The organism is Desulfoscipio geothermicus DSM 3669 (assembly GCF_900115975.1).
Taxonomy (GTDB): Bacteria; Bacillota; Desulfotomaculia; order Desulfotomaculales; family Desulfallaceae; genus Desulfoscipio; species Desulfoscipio geothermicus.
In genome coordinates, this window is sequence record NZ_FOYM01000012.1 from 48,028 (window position 1) to 66,987 (window position 18,960).

General features: G+C 53.4%; 14 protein-coding genes. 9 read left to right on the forward strand and 5 right to left on the reverse strand.

Features of this window, described 5'->3' with window-relative positions; all coding sequences use genetic code 11:
- Positions 1-15 precede the first annotated feature (15 nt).
- From BM299_RS08760 to BM299_RS08770, 3 genes are all read right to left on the reverse strand, one after another.
- A complete protein-coding gene (locus tag BM299_RS08760; protein ID WP_092483207.1) occupies positions 16-1,194 on the reverse strand; it encodes an LL-diaminopimelate aminotransferase in 1,179 nt (392 codons plus the stop codon).
- Positions 1,195-1,291: 97 nt separating this feature from the next.
- Entirely contained in the window at positions 1,292-2,128 is an 837-nt protein-coding gene (dapF, locus tag BM299_RS08765; protein ID WP_092483107.1) for a diaminopimelate epimerase, read from the reverse strand.
- A gap of 468 nt (positions 2,129-2,596) precedes the next feature.
- A complete protein-coding gene (locus tag BM299_RS08770) occupies positions 2,597-5,347 on the reverse strand; it encodes a calcium-translocating P-type ATPase, SERCA-type (protein ID WP_092483109.1) in 2,751 nt (916 codons plus the stop codon).
- 493 nt (positions 5,348-5,840) lie between these two features.
- On the opposite strand from BM299_RS08770, the gene BM299_RS08775 reads away from it, so the two are divergent.
- The 8 genes from BM299_RS08775 to BM299_RS08805 all read left to right on the forward strand — a co-directional run bounded on the left by BM299_RS08775 (position 5,841) and on the right by BM299_RS08805 (position 14,519).
- Positions 5,841-7,613: an Rqc2 family fibronectin-binding protein gene (locus tag BM299_RS08775; protein WP_092483111.1), complete on the forward strand. Its 1,773-nt coding sequence runs from the start codon at positions 5,841-5,843 to the stop codon at positions 7,611-7,613.
- A gap of 33 nt (positions 7,614-7,646) precedes the next feature.
- Positions 7,647-8,579: a fumarylacetoacetate hydrolase family protein gene (locus tag BM299_RS08780; RefSeq protein WP_092483113.1), complete on the forward strand. Its 933-nt coding sequence runs from the start codon at positions 7,647-7,649 to the stop codon at positions 8,577-8,579.
- 18 nt (positions 8,580-8,597) lie between these two features.
- Entirely contained in the window at positions 8,598-9,698 is a 1,101-nt protein-coding gene (locus BM299_RS08785; RefSeq protein ID WP_092483115.1) for a M42 family metallopeptidase, read from the forward strand.
- 69 nt (positions 9,699-9,767) lie between these two features.
- A complete protein-coding gene (locus BM299_RS08790) occupies positions 9,768-9,938 on the forward strand; it encodes a small, acid-soluble spore protein, alpha/beta type (protein WP_092483117.1) in 171 nt (56 codons plus the stop codon).
- 169 nt (positions 9,939-10,107) lie between these two features.
- Complete coding sequence (locus BM299_RS08795; RefSeq protein ID WP_092483119.1) at positions 10,108-11,256, forward strand: iron-containing alcohol dehydrogenase; 1,149 nt, start codon at positions 10,108-10,110, stop codon at positions 11,254-11,256.
- A 15-nt stretch (positions 11,257-11,271) separates the two neighbouring features.
- Complete coding sequence (locus BM299_RS20320) at positions 11,272-11,880, forward strand: GAF domain-containing protein (RefSeq protein WP_342741325.1); 609 nt, start codon at positions 11,272-11,274, stop codon at positions 11,878-11,880.
- Complete coding sequence (locus tag BM299_RS20325) at positions 11,877-12,947, forward strand: PAS domain-containing sensor histidine kinase (protein ID WP_342741326.1); 1,071 nt, start codon at positions 11,877-11,879, stop codon at positions 12,945-12,947. Before BM299_RS20320 ends, BM299_RS20325 begins: the two co-directional genes overlap by 4 nt.
- Before the next feature lie 57 nt (positions 12,948-13,004).
- On the forward strand, positions 13,005-14,519 hold the full coding sequence (locus BM299_RS08805) for a sigma-54-dependent transcriptional regulator (protein ID WP_245779706.1): 1,515 nt from the start codon (positions 13,005-13,007) through the stop codon (positions 14,517-14,519).
- A gap of 242 nt (positions 14,520-14,761) precedes the next feature.
- Here BM299_RS08805 and BM299_RS08810 read toward each other — a convergent pair whose 3' ends face one another.
- The gene (locus BM299_RS08810; protein WP_092483209.1) at positions 14,762-16,486 is read right to left on the reverse strand and encodes an aldehyde ferredoxin oxidoreductase family protein; all 1,725 of its coding nucleotides are present in this window, start codon (positions 16,484-16,486) and stop codon (positions 14,762-14,764) included.
- A gap of 711 nt (positions 16,487-17,197) precedes the next feature.
- Between BM299_RS08810 and BM299_RS08815 the strand changes: the two genes are divergently transcribed.
- Positions 17,198-18,361, forward strand: a complete 1,164-nt coding sequence (locus BM299_RS08815; protein ID WP_092483123.1) for an iron-containing alcohol dehydrogenase — start codon at positions 17,198-17,200, stop codon at positions 18,359-18,361.
- A gap of 341 nt (positions 18,362-18,702) precedes the next feature.
- Here BM299_RS08815 and BM299_RS19280 read toward each other — a convergent pair whose 3' ends face one another.
- Positions 18,703-18,846 carry a hypothetical protein gene (locus BM299_RS19280; RefSeq protein WP_165608240.1) on the reverse strand — a complete coding sequence of 48 codons (144 nt, stop codon included), beginning with the start codon at positions 18,844-18,846 and terminating at the stop codon, positions 18,703-18,705.
- Positions 18,847-18,960 lie beyond the last annotated feature (114 nt).

Sequence of the window (18,960 nt, forward strand, 5' to 3'; positions counted from 1 at the left end):
ATATAAACACAATGGTTAAAACTTCACGGTACCGATGTTTTTCTTCATGCGGTCGAGGGCTTCCATCATACGGTCTTTTTCCACTGTGAGGGCGATGCGGAAGAAGCCTTCGCCGTTTTCACCGTATCCGTTGCCCGGGGTGATGATTACCCCGCACTTATCCAGCACCATTTCGGCGAATGAGGCCGAAGTATACCCGGCGGGTACCGGAGCCCATACGTAAAAGGTGGCCTTGGGCTTCTCCAGCTGCCAGCCCATGCTGTTAAGCGCATCCACCAGGATATCCCGCCGCTCCCGGTAAACCTTTTGCATCCGCTCCACGGAATCCTGGGGCCCGGTCAGGCCCTTCATGGCCGCATATTGAATGGCCTGGAACTGGCCGGAATCAATGTTTGATTTCAAGCGCCCCAGGGCGTCCACCACACCGGGGTGGCCGGCAGCCCAGCCGATGCGCCAGCCGGTCATATTGTATGTTTTGGACACAGAAAGAAACTCTATACCCACGTCCTTGGCTCCGGGGAATTGCAGGAAACTGGGCGGCTTGTAGCCGTCAAAAGCCATATCGCAGTAGGCCGCGTCGTGGCAAACCAGGATGTTATACTCTTTGGCAAAGTCAATGACGGCCAGGTAAAACTCCTCACCGGCCACTGCCCCGGTGGGGTTGTTGGGATAATTGATAAACATCATTTTCGCCTTGCGGGCCACTTCAGCTGGAATGGCGTTTAAATCAGGCAGAAACTTGTTTTCCGCCGTCAGGGGCATGTAATAGGGTTCCGCCCCGGCCAGGATGGCGCCGCCGGAATACACGGGATAACCCGGGTCGGGCACCAGTACGGTGTCGCCGGGGTTGAGATAGCACCAGGAAATGTGAGCAATACCCTCTTTGGAACCTATCAGGGAAACCACTTCCGTGGCGGGGTCGAGTTCAACGCCGGACCGCTTCCGGTACCAGTCGGCCACGGCCTGCCGGAAGGACAGCATGCCCACCGATGAGGGATACTGGTGATTGACAGGAACTGCCGCCTGTTTTTGTAATTCCTCAATTATATGTTCCGGGGTGGGCATATCGGGGTCGCCGATACCCAGGCTGATGATATCCACTCCGGCCGCTTTTTTTTCGGCTACCAGTTTTTCAATCCGCGCAAAAAGATAAGGTGGTAAGTTTTTGATTCTTTGGGCTTGTTCAAACTGCAAAGTCAACAGAAAAAACCTCCTAATACTTTTGTTTGAGCTGCTTGATGCATCTTATTGCGAGGTTCGGTTACCCCCGCCGGTCGCTACATGTGGAAGTCTAAACGGGGTACTCCCCGGTAAACACCTCTTCCGCCGGGCCGGTCATGTAGACGTGGTTGTCCTCCGCCCATTCTATATCCAGCGCGCCTGCGCGCAGGTGCACCCGGACCTTCCGGCCCGTGTGACCGTTCAGCGCCGCCGCCACCGCCGAGGCGCAGGCCCCGGTGCCGCAAGCCATGGTCGGACCGGCGCCCCGCTCCCATACTCGCATGCGGAGCTCTTTGTCGTTCAGCACCTGAACAAACTCCACGTTGGTCTTGCGGGGAAATGCCGGGTGCATTTCCAGGCGCGGGCCCAGGGTGTTCAGAGCCACCGACGACGCATCGGGAACAAAAATCACGCAATGGGGGTTGCCCATGGAAACTGCCGTAACGTGAAAACTATCCTCCCCCGCCTGCAGCGGTTCATTGACCACCCGGCCCGCCGGACCGGTCATGGGGATTTCCCCCCGCTCCAGGCGCGGCTCGCCCATGTCCACCCGCACGGCCTTGACCTTGCCGTTTTCCATTACCAGTTCGGGCACCATGATACCGGCCGCCGTTTCCACCTGCAGCACGGTTTTGTTTACCAATCCCCGCTCATAGGCGTACCTGGCCACGCACCGGATGGCGTTGCCGCACATTTCCGCCTCGCTGCCGTCGGAATTGATTATTCGCATGGCAATATCCGCCTTATCGCCGGGTTTGATCAAAACCAGCCCGTCGGCACCGATGCCGAAATGCCGGTCGCAAACCTGCACGGCCAGCCCGGCCGGGTCTTCGGGCAGTTCCTTCTCCACGGCTGCATCGACCAGGATAAAATCATTACCCAGCCCGTGCACCTTGGTAAAACGCAAAATTTTTTCCTCCCATACTTATCTTTCTATATTCTATACTATACTTCCCTGTCAGTCTAATCTTTCCTCCCCTGAATTTCTTATGTATACAGGATATTTAGGGTTTAACCGGTGAAGGCAAAAAAGGGGACAGGCACCGTAAAAGGGGACTGGCTCCAATTCGTTTTGCAAGAAAGGCGCGCACCTAATCAGTTCCCTTTAAGCGCGCCTTTCAGTACTTCATTCCTTTGTCCTGGCCATACATTGGGGACATTCCTCGAAGAGGTGTGTCCCCTTTCCGCTGATGGCCAGGATATAATTTATGAAGTGCGAATTGGTGCCTGTCCCCCTTTTACGGTGCCGGCAAAAAAGGGGACAGGCACTTTTTTCAAAAAGCGAAAAAAGAGCCAGTCCCCTTTTTTGCCCTTTTTGATTTGACTCCGATATCGTGCAGGGTCCGGCAGTCCTCGCTGTACCGGGGTTATTTCTTCATACCCGTAGATAAGTAACCCTTTCACGCAAGCGGCTGCCTACGCCGCCCAGGACAGTGCCGGCCAGGGTGGGCAGCAGGGCCACGCCCAGGATGGTCAGCCAGTGGTGCACGCCCAGCGGCACGGTGTGAAATACCGGTTGCAAAAACGGTATATAGTTGACGCTTATTTGCAGCACGGCGGAAATAAGCGTCGCCCCCACCAGATGCGGGTTCGACAGCCAGCCCAGTTCCCAGATGGTGGCATGCTCGGACCGGCAGGAAAAAACATAGACCAGCTGCAGAAACACCAGGGTATTGAAGGCCATGGTCCGGGCCAGATCCAGGTTGCGCCCGTCCGCGTAAGACAGCCCGAACACAGCCAGGGTCAACACCGCAATGACCGTACCGCTGCTCAGTATCCGCCAGCCCAGCCCGTGGGAGAATATGCTTTCCTGCGGGTCCCGGGGCGGACGGCGCATAATATTCCGGTCAATGGGGTCAACACCCAGCGCCATGGCCGGCAGCCCGTCGGTAACCAGGTTCATCCACAGTATTTGGATGGGCAATAGGGGCAGCGGCATGCCGCCCAGCACAGCCAGGAACATGACCAGCACTTCTCCCACGTTACAGGAAAGCAGGTAACGGATGAATTTGCGTATATTATCATAAATTCCCCGCCCTTCCTCCACCGCCGCCACAATGGAACTGAAATTGTCATCCGCCAGGACCATGGCTGACGCCTCCCTGGTTACATCGGTTCCCGAAACACCCATGGCAATGCCGATATCCGCCTCTTTAACGGCGGGGGCATCGTTGACCCCGTCGCCCGTCATGGCCACCACGTGCCCGTTCCGCTTCAATGCCCGGACAATGCGTAGTTTATGCCGCGGGGAAACCCGGGCATAAACGTGGACGTTTTCCGCCACGCGGGCCAGTTCCTCTTCACTCATTTCTTCCAGTTCCGCACCGGTCAATACCCGGCTCCCCCGACCGGCTATGCCCATTTCCCGGGCCACCGCCCGGGCGGTCAACCGGTGGTCGCCCGTAATCATGGCCACTCGAATACCGGCGCGCCGGCAGGTGTGCACCGCCTGAATCGCCGCCGGCCTGGGCGGGTCAATCATGCCGGCCAGACCGACAAATACCAGGTTGCTTTCTATTTCCTCCGGAGCAGCCTCCCCGGCGTTCATGCCCGGCGACAGTTCACGGTAAGCCACGGCCAACACCCGCAGCGCGCCATCGGCCATGGCCGAATTGGCCGCCAGGATGGAGCCCCGCGTGCGCTTGTCCAGCGGCACCGGCCGCCCGTCCCGCAAAAAATGGGTGCACAGGCCCAGCACCACATCCGGCGCCCCTTTGATATAGGCCTCGGTTCTCCCTCCCGCCGTTTTATAAATAACAGTCATGCGTTTACGATCCGAGTCAAAGGGAATTTCCGCCAGGCGCCGCATCTTTTTCTCCAGCCGCTCCCGCCAAAAGCCCGCCTTGGCCGCCATCACCAGCAGCGCCCCCTCGGTGGGGTCGCCCGAAACAGTCCATGCCGGGTCTTTTTTCTGCCCCGGCTTTCTGAACAGGCCGCCGACGGCAATATTGTTGCGCACCAGGGTGGCATTGTTACACAAAGCGGCGATGCTCATCATTTTAGCGAAATCCGCACCCTGTGTATCCAACCCATCACCCTTAAACTTACCCTTGGGATCGTAGCCTTCCCCGGTTACTTCCAGTTCCCGGCCGGCCAAATGCACCCGGCGGACCGTCATTTCATTCTGCGTAAGGGTACCGGTTTTATCGGAGCAAATAAATGTAGCGCAGCCCAGCGTTTCCACGGCGGGTAATCTCCGGATTATAGAATTTCTATTAATCATCCGCTGCACCCCGATGGCCAGGGCAACGGTGACAATAGCGGGCAGCCCCTCCGGTATCGCCGCCACCGCCAGGCTTACCCCGGTCAAAAACATCCGGTACACGGGCTCACCGCGCTGAATGCCTACAATCACCACCACGGCGCACACCGCCAGACAAAACGTCACCAACCCCTTGCCCAGCTGGGCCAGCCTGCGCTGCAGCGGCGTGGGTTCCTGCTCGGCTTCCTTGATCATCCCGGCAATCTGGCCCACTTCCGTGGCCATACCCGTGGCCACCACGATGCCCAGACCCCGTCCCCGGGTCAGCACCGTACCCATATAAAGCATATTCCCGGCATCTGCCGGCCCCACCTGCTTTTCCAACGGGCGGGTGTGTTTGCACACCGGGTTGGACTCACCCGTTAAAACTGCCTCCACAGCCTCCAGGTCCACCGTCCGGGCCAGACGAATATCCGCCGGCACCCGGTCACCGGCCTCCAACAGCACTATGTCCCCCGGGACCAGCTCGGCGGCGGGAATTTTTATTTCCACCCCGTCCCGGACCACCCTGGCCTCGGGCGAAGTCAGTTCCCGCAGCGCTTCCATGGAACGTTCGGCCCGCTGTTCCTGCACTACTCCCAATATGGCGTTCAGCAGCACTATGATGGAAATGGTTACGGCATCGGACCATTCGCCCAAAAAACCACTGATGGCGGTGGCCGCCAGCAGCACCAGCACCATGAAGTCTTTGAACTGGTTTAAAAACATCTGCCACAGGGCAATGTCCGGTCCTTTTTCCAGGGTGTTCAAGCCGACCCGCTCCAACCGGGCCCGGGCCTCGTCCGCACCCAGCCCCCTTGACGTATCCACCTGCAGACGCACCGCCGTTTCTTCCGCACTCATTGTTTGCCAGATATCAGGCATGTCCTCACCCCTCGGAGTTTAATTCCTCGACTACAAAATCATATTCAGAGGGGCAAGAAAAAATTACCATCATTTTACGCTGTTTCCCGCAAAGAAACTACGCCTCTGAAGCCGGCAGACAGATGCGGAACGTGGTGCTCGCACCCTCCTCGCTGCCAACCTCGATCCGCCTTTTATCAGATTTGCAAAACTTTCTCATTTATCATTTAATTTTTCTTCAATGTGACATGTATTGTCACAGCTTTTGGTTTTATATTGCTTGCAGGCCTCTACCATTTGAATTTCTACCGGGGTCTTTCAAAGAAATGTATTAACTGATTATAGTATGGATTTTCTTTAAAACCTAAAATATTCCTTTTTTTAAAGATTTAAAACTTCAAAATCTTATGAATAAAATATCCCGGTTAAAACCGTTTGACCCCTTCCCGGTCCGGTGTTATACTTTTAGCAATTTGATGCCTGTATCAGAAATCCAAGAGCCGGAGGAAACGCCATGCCCTTTGACGGCCTTTTTTTATACGGCATTTGCCATGAACTGAACGAAAAATTACGCCAGGGACGCATTGAAAAAATATACCAGCCGGCCCGGGAAGAAATAATTTTGATTATCAGCCGCCCCGGGGAAAAGCACCGGCTGCTGTTGAACGCCAACGCCCGGCAAGCACGGGCGCATCTGACCGGGGAAACCGGTCCCAACCCCACTGCGCCCCCCATGTTTTGCATGCTGCTGCGCAAACACCTGGAAGGCAGCAAGATTATCGAATTCCAACAGCCGGGCCTGGACAGAATCCTGGACATCCGGGTGGACAGCCGCGATGAACTGGGCCGCCGAGTGGTTAAATCTTTAATTTGTGAAATCATGGGCCGCCACAGCAACATTATCCTGGTATCCCGACCCGAAAACATTATCCTGGACGGCATTCGCCGGTACAGCCATGCTGTCAGCCGGCACCGGGAAGTGCTGCCCGGACAGCCCTACATCCCCCCTCCCGGTTCCAACAAGACCAATCCCCTGTTTATCAGCGAAGAAGATTTCCGGGAAATTATCCTGTCCGGCGACCTGGACGCCAGCCTGGCCGTGGCCATGCAAAAGACACTGGACGGGCTGAGCATCCCCACCTGCCGGGAACTGGTCAAACTGTCCGGCCTGGAACCGGATTTATTATTAAATCACTGCGGGGAACACGAATTGCGCGCCCTGTGGCAAACACTGCAAGCCATCACCGCCTCCGCCCGGGAACACAACCTGCAAGCCGCCCTCATATGCAACGCTAAAGGTCAGCCCGTTGATTTTTTCCCCGCAGCCATAGCGCCGGAGGAAAATCATCAACAAATAAAGGGCGGGTTCAACGAAACAGCGGACAAGTTTTACAAACAGAAAACAGCCCTGGAAAACTTGCAGCGGCAAAAAGGCGCCTTGCTGGATATAATAAATAAAGAAATTAAGCGCTTGCAAAAAAAGCTGGCCCTGCAAAGGAAAAGCATCCAGGATGCCGGCAAAGCGGACCGCTACCGGCTGTACGGGGAATTGCTTATTGCAAATCTTTACCGGATAAAGCGGGGAATGCGCGAGGTGGAACTGGAAAATTATCACGATCCGGAGGTCGCATTAATAACCATCCCGTTGATCCCGGAATTGACCGGTGCGGAAAACGCTCAAGTTTACTTCAAAAAGTACAGCAAGGCCCGGAACACCGGAAAAGCCGCCGGTGAAATGGCCCGGTTAAGCGAAGAGGAATTGGAATATCTTGAGGGGGTTAAGGCCTCCCTGGATATGGCCGGGGACATGCAAGACTTGGCGGAAATAAAACGGGAGTTGACCGGCCAGGGTTATATCAAGGAAACCGCCCCCCGCCCCGGCAAAAAACAGGCCAGGGACCCCAAACCCCATACCAAACCGCTGCAGTACATTTCCAGCGACGGTTTTACCGTGCTGGTGGGCAAGAATAACCGGCAAAACGACACCTTGACCTTGAAAACCGCCGACGATGACGACATCTGGCTGCACACCTGCAAAATACCCGGCTCACATGTCATCATCCGTACCGGGGGACGGGAAGTGCCCGAAAAAACCCTGCTGGAAGCGGCGGCCCTGGCGGCCTACTTCAGCCGGGCCCGGGAGTCCGCCAACGTACCCGTGGATTATACCCGGCGCAAGTACGTCAAAAAACCCGGCGGCGCCAAGCCCGGTTACGTTATCTACGAAAAACAGAAAACCGTATACGTAAACCCGCGTCCCGACGCCATGAAGCCGGTTAATGAATAACAACGAATATTAAAGCAAAAAGGAGGGTATATATTGCACTTTGCCACATTCATTTTGGATAATAAAGAAAAAATAGGCGTGCTGACAGCAGACCGGCAGGGTATTATCCCGATTGAGGAGATTATCCCGGAAAACCCGCCCCACACCATGTTGGAACTTATAAAAAGATTTGATCATGAAAATAAGGAACGGGGGCACACCTCCTGCGGAGGAATGTCCCCAACTAATGATTATTTGGCGTTAATCCGGAAAGCGACGGTGGAAAAAAACGGTATATCATTGGATATGGTAAAAATTACCGCTCCCATTCCCCATCCGGCCAGGGGGGTAATTTGTCTGGGCAAAAACTACCGGGAGCACGTCAAAGAAATGGCCGGCGCGGCCAGTGAAGCCGAGAAAATCCCCGCATACCCCGTTTATTTTCTAAAAATGGTGGACAGGGCCGCCGGCCATAACGATAATATACCGGCTCATGCCGGCATTACGACCGAGCTTGATTACGAAGTGGAATTGGCCGTGGTCATCGGCAAACAGGGCCAAAATATCCCGGCGGAAAAAGCGGAGGAATACATATTTGGCTACACCATTATAAATGATATAACTGCCAGGAACCTGCAAAGGCAGCATGCCCAGTGGTTCCGGGGCAAAAGCCTGGACGGGACTTGCCCCATGGGCCCTTACCTGGTGCACAAAAGCGCCGTCAAATACCCTCCGGAGCTGGCCATAAAGTGCCATGTCAACGGGGAATTAAGACAAAACGCCAATACCCGCGACCTCATCTACAGTATCGAGCACATTATCAGCGAGTTTTCCAAAGGGATAACCCTGCTGCCGGGTGACATAATTTCCACCGGGACCCCGGGCGGGGTGGGCATGGGGTTTAAGCCGGGCAAATTCTTACAACCCGGCGACGAAGTGGAATGTTACATCGAAAGCATTGGGCGGCTCAGGAATAAGATTGGCTGATTCGGGAGTTGAGCTTATTTGTCAAATGCCGGTGATGAAAAAATTATTAAAGAAGAAATTGCGGACCTGCTGCGGACACTGGTGTCTGTTCCGGGGGTTACGGGATTTGAGGACTCAATCAGGCAAAAAATAATTTCTTTGTTGCCACCAACCGGTGCCCGGATCAGCACAGACAACCCGGGCAACCTTTATGCAACGGTCCCCGGCGCAGACACCGGCCGGGACGGGCACCTCCGGGTTATGGTCTGCGCCCACATGGATGAGGTGGGCTTCGTAGTAAACAACATAGACGACCGGGGTTTTATTTTCCTTTATCCCCTGGGCGGCATTCCTGAATACCTGGGGCCGGGCGAGTGGGTTACTTTGCATACCGATAAGGGCGATATTCAGGGATGCGTGGGCATTCATCCCCCTCACCTGGCGGTGCCCGCGCGCCGGGAAATTTTCGCGGATGTGGGGGCCCGGAACCGGGAACAGGTGCAGCAAATGGGTGTTATCACGGGGACGCCGGTCACTTTTACGCGGCACTTTCAGCAGCTCGGCAATGACCGGGTGATGGGCCGGTGCCTGGACAACCGGATGGGCTGCGCCGTTTTGGTTGCCCTGCTGCGCCGGCTGGCGGCAAACAATATCGAAGCCACCGTGACCGGAGTGTTCTCCACCACCGAGGAACACGGCATGCTGCCGGTCAGCGGCCCGGCCCGGGTGTACGGGGCCCGGGGCGCCGGAGTGGCGGCCATGAACCTGCGCCCGGATTTCGCCGTGGTGCTGGACAGCATCGTCTGCAGCGATATACCCGGTATACCGCCCCACCTGCGCCAGGTCCGCCTGGGCGCAGGAGTGGCGCTGCGACTGGTGGACGACCTGGCCATCATGCGCCCGAAGATGCGCGCTTTTTTAAAAGAAGTGGCGTCCGCCGCAGGTATTGTCCTGCAGGAGGGCATATCCCGTTCCTACACCGACGCCTCGGTCATCCAACTGGCCGACGTACCGGTGGCCACCCTGGGCATCCCCCTGCGTTACGCCCACTCCCCGGGCCAAATTGCCGATTTGAACGATATAGTGCAAACTTTGCATTTTACCACAGCCATTGTACAAAAAGTTAACCTGTACAAATAAAATGGGTATCGCATAACACATACTAAAAACGGACCTGCCGGTCCCTACAAACCCAAAGGAGGTAGGCTAATGGCTAGAAGGCGCGGCGTTATGTCCGACAGGCTGAAAATGGAGTTAGCCGAAGAACTTGGGGTTGCCGATATTGTGCGGGCGGAAGGCGATTTCGGCAGCGTCTCGTCCAGAGACTGCGGGAACCTGGTCCGCCTGGCCATTGAAAAGGCAGAGCGATCTATGGTATAGGGACGGCAGACCGAGGATGCGCTAAATAAGCGCATCCTTTTTTTAATTACAGAAATAACTTTAACTTACAAACCAGCCAATTTATTAGTGGTTTCGCATTGTGGTCAATTTTGTTAAAATAATACTGTGCCATTTTGGCACAATAAATAGATTAAAGCAGGTGTTATTCATGGATATCAGTAAATTTTTCGCACCGGAAATTATTTTTGGTCTGGACGCCATCAGCCAGGTCGGCGAAAGTGCCCTGCGCCTGGGGGCCAAAAAAATATTTTTAGTCACCGACTGCGGGGTAAAAGAAAACAACTGGGTGGCTAAAGCCCTGTTTTACCTGGAACAGGCGGGGCTGGAGTACATGGTCTGGTCGGGCATCACCAGCAACCCCAAGGACAGCGAGGTGGCCGAGGGAGCCAAAGCATACCTTTCCTCGCACTGCGACGCCATACTGGCCGTGGGTGGCGGCAGTCCCATCGACGCCGCCAAGGCCGTGGCCATCATCGCCTCCAACGGGGGAAAAATCCAGGATTACGAGGGTATCAACAAAATCACCAAGCCCTTGCCGCCAATGATCGCGGTGCCCTCAACCGCCGGGTCGGGCTCGGAAGTTTCCCAGTTTGCCATTATCGTGGACAAGCAGCGCAAGATAAAAATGACTATTATTTCCAAGTCATTGGTCCCCGACATTGCCATCATCGACCCGCTGCTTTTACAAACCAAGGATTCCCGATTGACGGCCGCCACCGGCATCGACGCCCTGAGTCATGCCATTGAATCCTATGTTTCCCTTGCCGCCACCGGTTTGACCGAGGTGCACGCCCTGCAGGCGATTGAATTGATAGCGGAAAACCTACGGGAATCGGTGGCCTGCCGGACCAACATGCAGGCCAAGTCCGCCATGGCGATGGCCAGCTTGCACGCCGGCCTGGCTTTTTCCAACGCCATTTTGGGCGCCACCCACGCCATGACCCACCAGGTGGACGGCCTTTTGGACCTCCACCACGGAGAAACCAACGCCGTGCTGCTGCCCCACGTTATGGAATTCAACCTGATTTCCTGTACCGAAAAATACGGCCGGGTAGCCGAAGCACTGGGAGAAAACGTAACCGGTCTGAACAAGCAGGACAGGGCTGAAAGGGCCATCATCGCAGTACAGCGCCTGGTGCGGGACATCGGCATCACGGGCGGGCTGTCGACCATGGGGTTTAAGGAGGAATATATCCCCAAACTGAGCCAAAACGCCTTGAATGACGCATGCCTGGTAACCAATCCCAGGGACGCCAGCGCTGAAGACATGGCCCGGATTTTCCGCAAGGCCTTGTAGGAGGTTTCAGTAAATATGAAAAATTATCATTTAGTTAATGAAAAAATGCGCCTGATTGAAAACCTCACCGGCGTAAATTCCTCCAAGCTGAATTATTACCTGGAAGTCAAGAAAAGTAACGATGAAATTATCAAGCAAAACAACCGTTTGGAAATTATCCACCAGATAATTAAAGATATCAATATAGATATGTCGCTGACGGACATCATCCAGCGGGTTTACGACCGCCTGCCGCTGGTAATACGCTGTGATTTCCTGGGACTGGCGCTCATGCAAAGCGATCACGAGTTAATTATGACGGCCATGATTCCCTCCTGTGACTGCACGGGCCGCCCGGTACCCTTCAAGTCCCTGCTCTGGCGTGCCGTCCGGGAAAGAGAAAGCAAGGTGTACTCGCTCGACGAAGAAGACCGTATGCTTCACAATTGCCCGCCGATAAAAAAACTGGACCTGACCTCCCTGGCCCTGGACCCGCTGATTGTCAAGGGCAATGTCATCGGGGTGCTGATGACCGGCAGCAGTAAAGACAACGCCTATACGGAAGACGAAGTGAAATTTACCCGCCAGTTGGCCGACCAGCTGGCCATCTGTATTGAAAATGCCCGCTCTACGAGCAAATTTTGAAAAGCAAACTGGAATGGGAAGAAACTTTCAAGGCCCTCACCGACCCGATTTTGCTGCTTGACCGGCACCATAACATCATCCGCTGTAACAACCGCCTGGATGATTTACCGGGCAAAAATTACGGGGACCCGCAAAAGAGCAAATGTTATCGTTATGTATGGGGCCACGAAAATAAGTGTGAAAATTGCAAGTTGGACGAAGTGTACGAAAACCAGGCCCCCGCTTACCACCGCGTGCAGCTGGAATCGGGAAAAACTTACGATGTTTATTACTACCCGGTATTTAACGTTAACCAGGAAATATATTCCGTGATCCAACACATCAAGGATGTCACGGAACAAATTAAAATAGAGGCCCAGCTCATGCAGTCCGGCAAGCTGGCCGCCATCGGAGAAATGGCCGCCGGGGTGGCCCACGAATTAAACAGTCCCATGACCGTAATCATCGGCAATTCCCAGATGATTATGCGGGACGGCGGTATCGATCAAAACAATGCCGACCTATTGGAAGATATTGTAAACTGCGGCCTGCGCTGCAAAAAAATCATCCAGAACCTGTTGACCTTTTCCCGCCAGGATCAGCGCCCCATGTCCCGCACCAGCCTGAACAAGGTGGTGGAAAGGGTTTTAAGCTTGATTCAGTACCAGATCAACCGCAACAACGTAGACATAGAACTGGACCTGGACCCAAAGCTGCCGGACGTGTTGGCCAACGAACACCAGTTGGACCAGGTGCTGATCAATTTGCTGCTCAACGCCCGGGACGCCCTGGAGAATAACCCGGGAGAGAAAAAAATCTTCATTTCCACCGGCTTGCGCCGGGCCGAAGAAGGCGCCTCGGTAGTGGCCACGGTCACCGACAACGGCGAAGGAATACTACCCGAAAACATCATGAAGATTTTCAACCCCTTCTTTACCAGCAAGGAAGCCACCCGGGGCACCGGATTGGGTTTATCGGTGAGCCTGGGCATAGCCGAAGCCCATGGGGGAACTATCGAAGTGGTCAGCAAACCGGGCCGGGGCAGCAGTTTCACCCTGGCAATTCCGGTGGATTGCCCGGAAAATTAACAAGGGGGTGTACCGTACTTGGCTCCTGGTGAAAATATTTTAGTTATCGACGATGAAATGGAAGTGGGAACTTTTTTCCGCCGGTTGCTGGAGCGCAAGGGGTTTAACGTCAGCACGGCCTATACCGGCAGTGACGCCGTCAAACTAATCAACTCCACCGGTTTTTCGGTGGCCTTAATAGACTTGAAACTGCCCGACGCCAACGGACTGGACCTCCTGCAGCACCTGAAAAGCAGACAGCCCGAATGTGAGGCCATCATCATGACGGGTTACGGCACCACCCGAACCGCCGTCAAAGCGATTCAACTCGGGGCCTTTGATTATATAGAAAAACCCTTTGAGGATATTACCGAAGTGGAGGAGCTGATCGCCAAGGCTTTGGAATACGGACGCCGGGTAGCGGGAAAAAACGCCGGCCAGCCGGAATGGCTGACCACCGCGGAGCGCATCGGTTTTGTGGTGGGCAACACCCCCAAAATGCTGCGTCTGGCCACCGTGGCGGATAAAATAGCCCGTAAAAACATAAACGTCTTAATTCAGGGGGAAACGGGCACGGGCAAAGAAGTGCTGGCCCGGTTTATACACGCAGCCAGCCAGCGAAGCGAACAGACCTTTATTCCGGTAAACTGCGGGGCCCTGCCCGAAAACCTGCTGGAAAGCGAACTTTTCGGCCATGAGAAAGGCGCTTTTACCGGCGCCACCAGCCAGCGGCGCGGCATTTTTGAAATTGCCGACAACGGCACCCTGTTCCTGGACGAGATCGGCGAAGCCAGTTTGCCCATCCAGGTAAAACTGTTACGGGTGCTGGAAACGGGAGAATTCTTGCGGGTGGGTGGGGAAAAACCTGTTAAAACCGACGTACGGGTAATTGCAGCCACCAACGTAAACCTGGAAAAAGCTGTACGGGAAAAACAATTTCGCGAAGATCTTTTTTACCGCCTGGACGTGGTAAGGTTGGAACTACCTCCCTTACGGGAAAGGAAAGAGGACATCACCATGCTGGTGAATCACTTTATTTCCCGCCTGGCCCCCAAAGACGCCGAACCACTGCAGGTTTCCCCGGAAGCCATGCAGATGCTGCTTGAGTATAATTGGCCCGGCAATATCCGGGAACTGGTCAATATAGTGGACCAGATACTTGCGCTGTGTGACAGCAATATAATATTGCCCGCGCATTTGCCGGACAAGATTCTATCCACCGGCGGCGAACACTTTACCCCAACTGTGGGCATACCGGCGGGCAGTCACCGGGAAGACAATACCCCGCGAACGCTGGTGGAAATACTGAATGATATGGTAAATAATCCCAAGTTAATAAACACATTGAATCCGGGCAATGTACTACTAGCTTACCGTATTATCAAGCAAGTGGAAGAAAAAATCCTGGACCGCATGCGGCACCTTGACGTACCGGGTCCCCTGCCACCCAGTTTGGCGGAGATCGAAGCGCAAACCATTACCCGCACCCTGGCTTATTACGAAGGTAACATAACCACCGCCGCACGGTCCCTGGGAATCGGCAGAAATACGCTGTACAGGAAGATTAAAGAATACGATATTGAAACCAAGTAACCGCACTCTTTCATATACCGCCGCCTTTGGGGGATAAGCAAAAAGGGGACTGGCTCTTTTTTCGCTTTTAAAAAAAAGTGCCAGTCCCCTTTTTTGCCTGTCCCCTTTTTGGTTTTTTATTTTAAGGAAATTATGCTACGCCATGGGCGGAGGCAAAATCCATCACCGGGGCCAGTTTTCGATATTATTTTTTAAAAAAACCCTGTCACGCATATGCTCGACAGGATTTTTATCAATATATTTTAGAAGTTGAATACTTCGTCCAATTCAGTGGTCAAAGTGAACATGGTGTTGTGGGGTGGCAGTTCTTCGTTGTAGAAGAACTCGGGCAGGCGGTCGTCAGCCTTGGTGAATCCGGCTTTTTCGTTGAATTCCCGCTCATTCTTGAGTATACTCTTGCCAAGTACCACAACATCGTCAGTGGTCAGGCTGGTTCCGTACATTGCGTTAATCATTTCAACCACTGTGGGCAATCCTTCCGGATTGTCAAGAACGGCAAAGGCAACAAACAGGCATAAACCGGTGGCGTCCACGGCAGCGGTTGCGATTTGCAGGTTCCTGGACAGGTCAACCTGGCCTTCGTCTTTTGTTGCATCAACATAGCCGCCTACCTTAAGAATGTTGGCGGTTACAGCGTAGCCGGCAGTGTGGTCCGCACCCATCGGGGTGGTGGCGTAGGTAACGCCGTTGCCGCGGCAGGAACGCGGGTCATAAGCCGGCATAGCCTGACCTTTAACAGCAGGTATTCTGGTAACACCGTATAATTTGCCGGCAAATGTAGCTCCGGCGCCGATAATTCTTCCCAGAGGAGTACCGGTGCGTACTTCTTCCAGAGCCTTGATAGCGGCTTTTCCGTCACCGAATGGAATTACACCGGCTTCCATCAGTACGCCCAGGGTGGCTCCGGCTTCGATGGTATCCAGGCCGATGTCGTTGCAGAGCCAGTTCATCATGGCCACATCGTCAAGATCCCCGACCTCCAGGTTGGGTCCGAAAGCCCAGGCGGATTCATACTCAATGGGGGCGCAAACTTTGCCGTTAGGCATTGGATATACGTTGGAGCAGCGCATTACGCATCCGGGATGGCATGCGTGGGTGGCTTTCCCGCCCCGGGCGGTGGCCACTTCAGCCAGTTTTTCTCCGGATACCTCGCTGGCCTTGTCGAAACGGCCAAACTTGAAGTTCCTGGTGGGCAGGGTACCGGCTTCGTTGATAATGTTCATCAGCACGTTGGTGCCGTAAGCGGGCAGCCCCTGGCCGCACACAGGGTGGTCCAGCAGTATCTTGGCAAATTTCTTGGCGGCATCTTTAAATTTCTCAGGATCCTTGACAGGAACGTCAAAGGTGCTTGGGCTGTCAATGACAATGGCTTTGAGGCCCTTGGAGCCCATTACGGCACCCAGGCCGCCGCGTCCGGCGTAACGGGATGCGTTTCCGTCGCCGTCGTTAGTGCCAACACCGGCGTTTGCCATGAGCATTTCACCGGCAGGACCGATAAATATAACGCCGACCTTCTGGCCATACTTTTCACGTAGCATTGCAACTGTATCATAGCCGCCTTTACCGGCTAAATCGCCGGCGGGAAGCAGTTCTGCTCCTTCAGTTGTGATTTTCAGTATGGAGAAATCTCCGGCGGCAGGTTTTCCTTCAACAATGATGGCTTTGTAGCCGAGGTTGGCGATCTTCTGGGAGGTAATACCACCGGCATTGGATTCCTTGATGGTACCGGTCAGAGGGCTCTTGCCGCCTACGGAGAGACGTCCTGAAGACGGAGCACTGGTCCCGGAAAGCAGGCCGGGAGCATAGATGAGCTTGTTTAACGGACCCAGCGGATCACAGGTCGGTACAACCTCGTCGAGAACAAACTGCGATGTTAGGGCCCTGCCGCCCAGAGCTGCGTAATTCTCAGGAACAGGTTCTACTTTGACTTCTTTGGTGGTCATATTGACCCTTAAAATTTTGTCCACAAAATATTCCTCCTTTTTCCGTTTCTTTTTAAATATTTTGAATATCTTCATGATACGTTATGCAACATATATACCATTGAATTTATGAGCCTTTATGCTAATATTTTATTGGCCCTCGCTGGTATAAAAAAAACAGACCGAAGGTTTTTCCCTCCGGTCTGTTTTAAAACAGTACAGTTAGCCGGTCTTTTTTAGTACACATGTCCCGGACTGGTACAAGCTTATTCATTAAGCCGCTTAAAAAATCCCAATAAAAATAGTGTTTTTCAAGGTAATTTATAGGCTTTATGTTTTATCATGCATAACGCGTGCCACAAATAATGAGCAATCTCGGAAACAGTTAAAAGAATTCAGAAAAAAATATACATTAAGGTAGTGGTTTCAATTAAGGCACTTAATTACAATTTCAAGATAAGCAAAAAAGTAATTAAGATAGGCTGGATTAATTGCAAAATAATAGAATATATTCGATGCATTCCGATTTTTTTATGTTCCTTTTCGGGACCATTGTTTCATAATCGAACTACCATTGACGTTTTTTCAGATTATTCAGGTATCATTTTGGACCATTTTCATAATTTACTAAACTTTTTCACGCTTTTTTTTACGGCGTATGTGAATTAAAAGCTTGTCTTTACTGAACTGGCACGACCCTTGCGATTAAGAATAATCGGAATTAATAAAAAAATATAACAAGGAGGTTTTTTTACCATGGCATTAGGAGAACAGGTTTACGGTTACTTTATTCCCACAGTTAATCTTATGGGCGTAGGCGCGTCCAAGGAAGTCACCAATCAGGTCAAGGTGCTGGGCGGCACCAATACCCTGATTGTCACCGACGCTTTTTTGGCCAAGTCCGGCATGGCCGACGAAATTAAAGCGCTGGTGGAGGCCGCCGGCGCCAAGGCCACCGTGTGGGGCGGCGCAGAACCCAACCCCACTGACATAAACGTACACGACGGACTGAAAGTGTTCCAGGAAAACCAGTGTGACATGATCATTTCCCTGGGCGGCGGTAGTTCCCACGACTGCGCCAAGGGCATCGGCATCGTGGCCACCAACGGCGGCAATATACGCGACTACGAAGGGGTTGACAAGTCCTCCAAGGCCATGCCGCCATTCATCGCCATCAACACCACCGCCGGCACCGCCAGCGAAATGACCCGCTTCTGCATTATCACCGACACCGACCGCCACGTTAAAATGGCCATCGTGGACTGGAGAACCACGCCCAACGTGGCTATCAACGACCCGCTCCTGATGGTGGGCATGCCCCCGGCCCTTACCGCCGCCACCGGAATGGATGCCCTGACCCACGCGGTAGAGGCTTACGTTTCCACCATCGCCACTCCTGTTACGGATTCGGCGGCTCTGATGGCCATCAAACTGATTTCGGAAAACCTGCGCAATGCCGTGGCCAACGGCCAAAACATGGTAGCCAGGGATAAAATGGCTTACGCGGAGTTTTTGGCCGGCATGGCTTTCAACAACGCCAGCCTGGGTTACGTGCACGCCATGGCCCACCAGCTGGGCGGTTTCTACAACCTGCCCCACGGTGTCTGCAACGCCATCCTGCTGCCGCACGTCTGCCAGTTCAATCTGATTGCCTGTCCCGAGCGGTTTGCTGATATCGCCACAGCCATGGGCGAAAATGTTGAGGGACTCAGCACCAGAGCCGCCGCCGACGTGGCCATCCAGGCCATCCAGCAGCTTTCCGTGGACGTGGGCATCCCCACCGGACTAACCGATCTGGGTGTCAAAGAAGAGGACCTGAAGGTAATGGCTGAAAACGCCATGAAGGACGCCTGCAGCTTCACCAACCCGCGCACGGCCACCCTGGAAGATGTAATTCAGGTTTACCGCAACGCCATGTAACCGGATAACGTATCGTTTCAGAACAATTGTTCATTTATGGAGCGCCGTCGTTGTGTAATTTTCATGCATACCGGCGGCGCTATTACTAATGTCTAATTATGCTATAGCCTGCCAAAAAACGTGACGAACCGGCTCTGCTTGCAGCCGGAACAATTTTTTGGCTTTTCAGATAAAACTCGTTCTTCTGGCACATTCTTTGCGTAACCAAGATAAAACACAATTGAATATTAGCTGATTTACTCTCCCCTTTTTAATGCATCATCCTACCTCTCGACTATCATTAGCTGAAATTAAACCCCTGTCCGGGATAAACACCGAACAGGGGCTTTTTTTTTCGCACTTTAGAAAAAGTATTGGCCTATTGGACGATGCCCAAAAAAGAAGGGGAATAAGAAAAATAAGAATGGGAAAAAGAATAGCCATGGGAAAAAGAATGGAATCCCCGTAGTTTTAGCCTTGCTGTCAGGAGCAGCTCCGTAGCCCATAAATACATACCTCCCGTTTTAAAGATTTTTTAGATACTTCATAGTATTCAAATCTAATGGAAGGTGTTACCAAGTATAATATAGAATATAGTTGTCCAAATGTAGGGGTCAACA

Coding starts and splice junctions, on each gene's coding strand:
- BM299_RS08790 (WP_092483117.1), top strand. CDS start 9,768: ATGGCTAGAAGGCGCGGCGTTATGTCCGACAGGCTGAAAATGGAGTTA.
- BM299_RS08775 (WP_092483111.1), top strand. CDS start 5,841: ATGCCCTTTGACGGCCTTTTTTTATACGGCATTTGCCATGAACTGAAC.
- BM299_RS19280 (WP_165608240.1), bottom strand. CDS start 18,846: ATGGGCTACGGAGCTGCTCCTGACAGCAAGGCTAAAACTACGGGGATT.
- BM299_RS08795 (WP_092483119.1), top strand. CDS start 10,108: ATGGATATCAGTAAATTTTTCGCACCGGAAATTATTTTTGGTCTGGAC.
- BM299_RS08770 (WP_092483109.1), bottom strand. CDS start 5,347: ATGCCTGATATCTGGCAAACAATGAGTGCGGAAGAAACGGCGGTGCGT.
- BM299_RS08805 (WP_245779706.1), top strand. CDS start 13,005: ATGGAAGTGGGAACTTTTTTCCGCCGGTTGCTGGAGCGCAAGGGGTTT.
- BM299_RS20320 (WP_342741325.1), top strand. CDS start 11,272: ATGAAAAATTATCATTTAGTTAATGAAAAAATGCGCCTGATTGAAAAC.
- BM299_RS08815 (WP_092483123.1), top strand. CDS start 17,198: ATGGCATTAGGAGAACAGGTTTACGGTTACTTTATTCCCACAGTTAAT.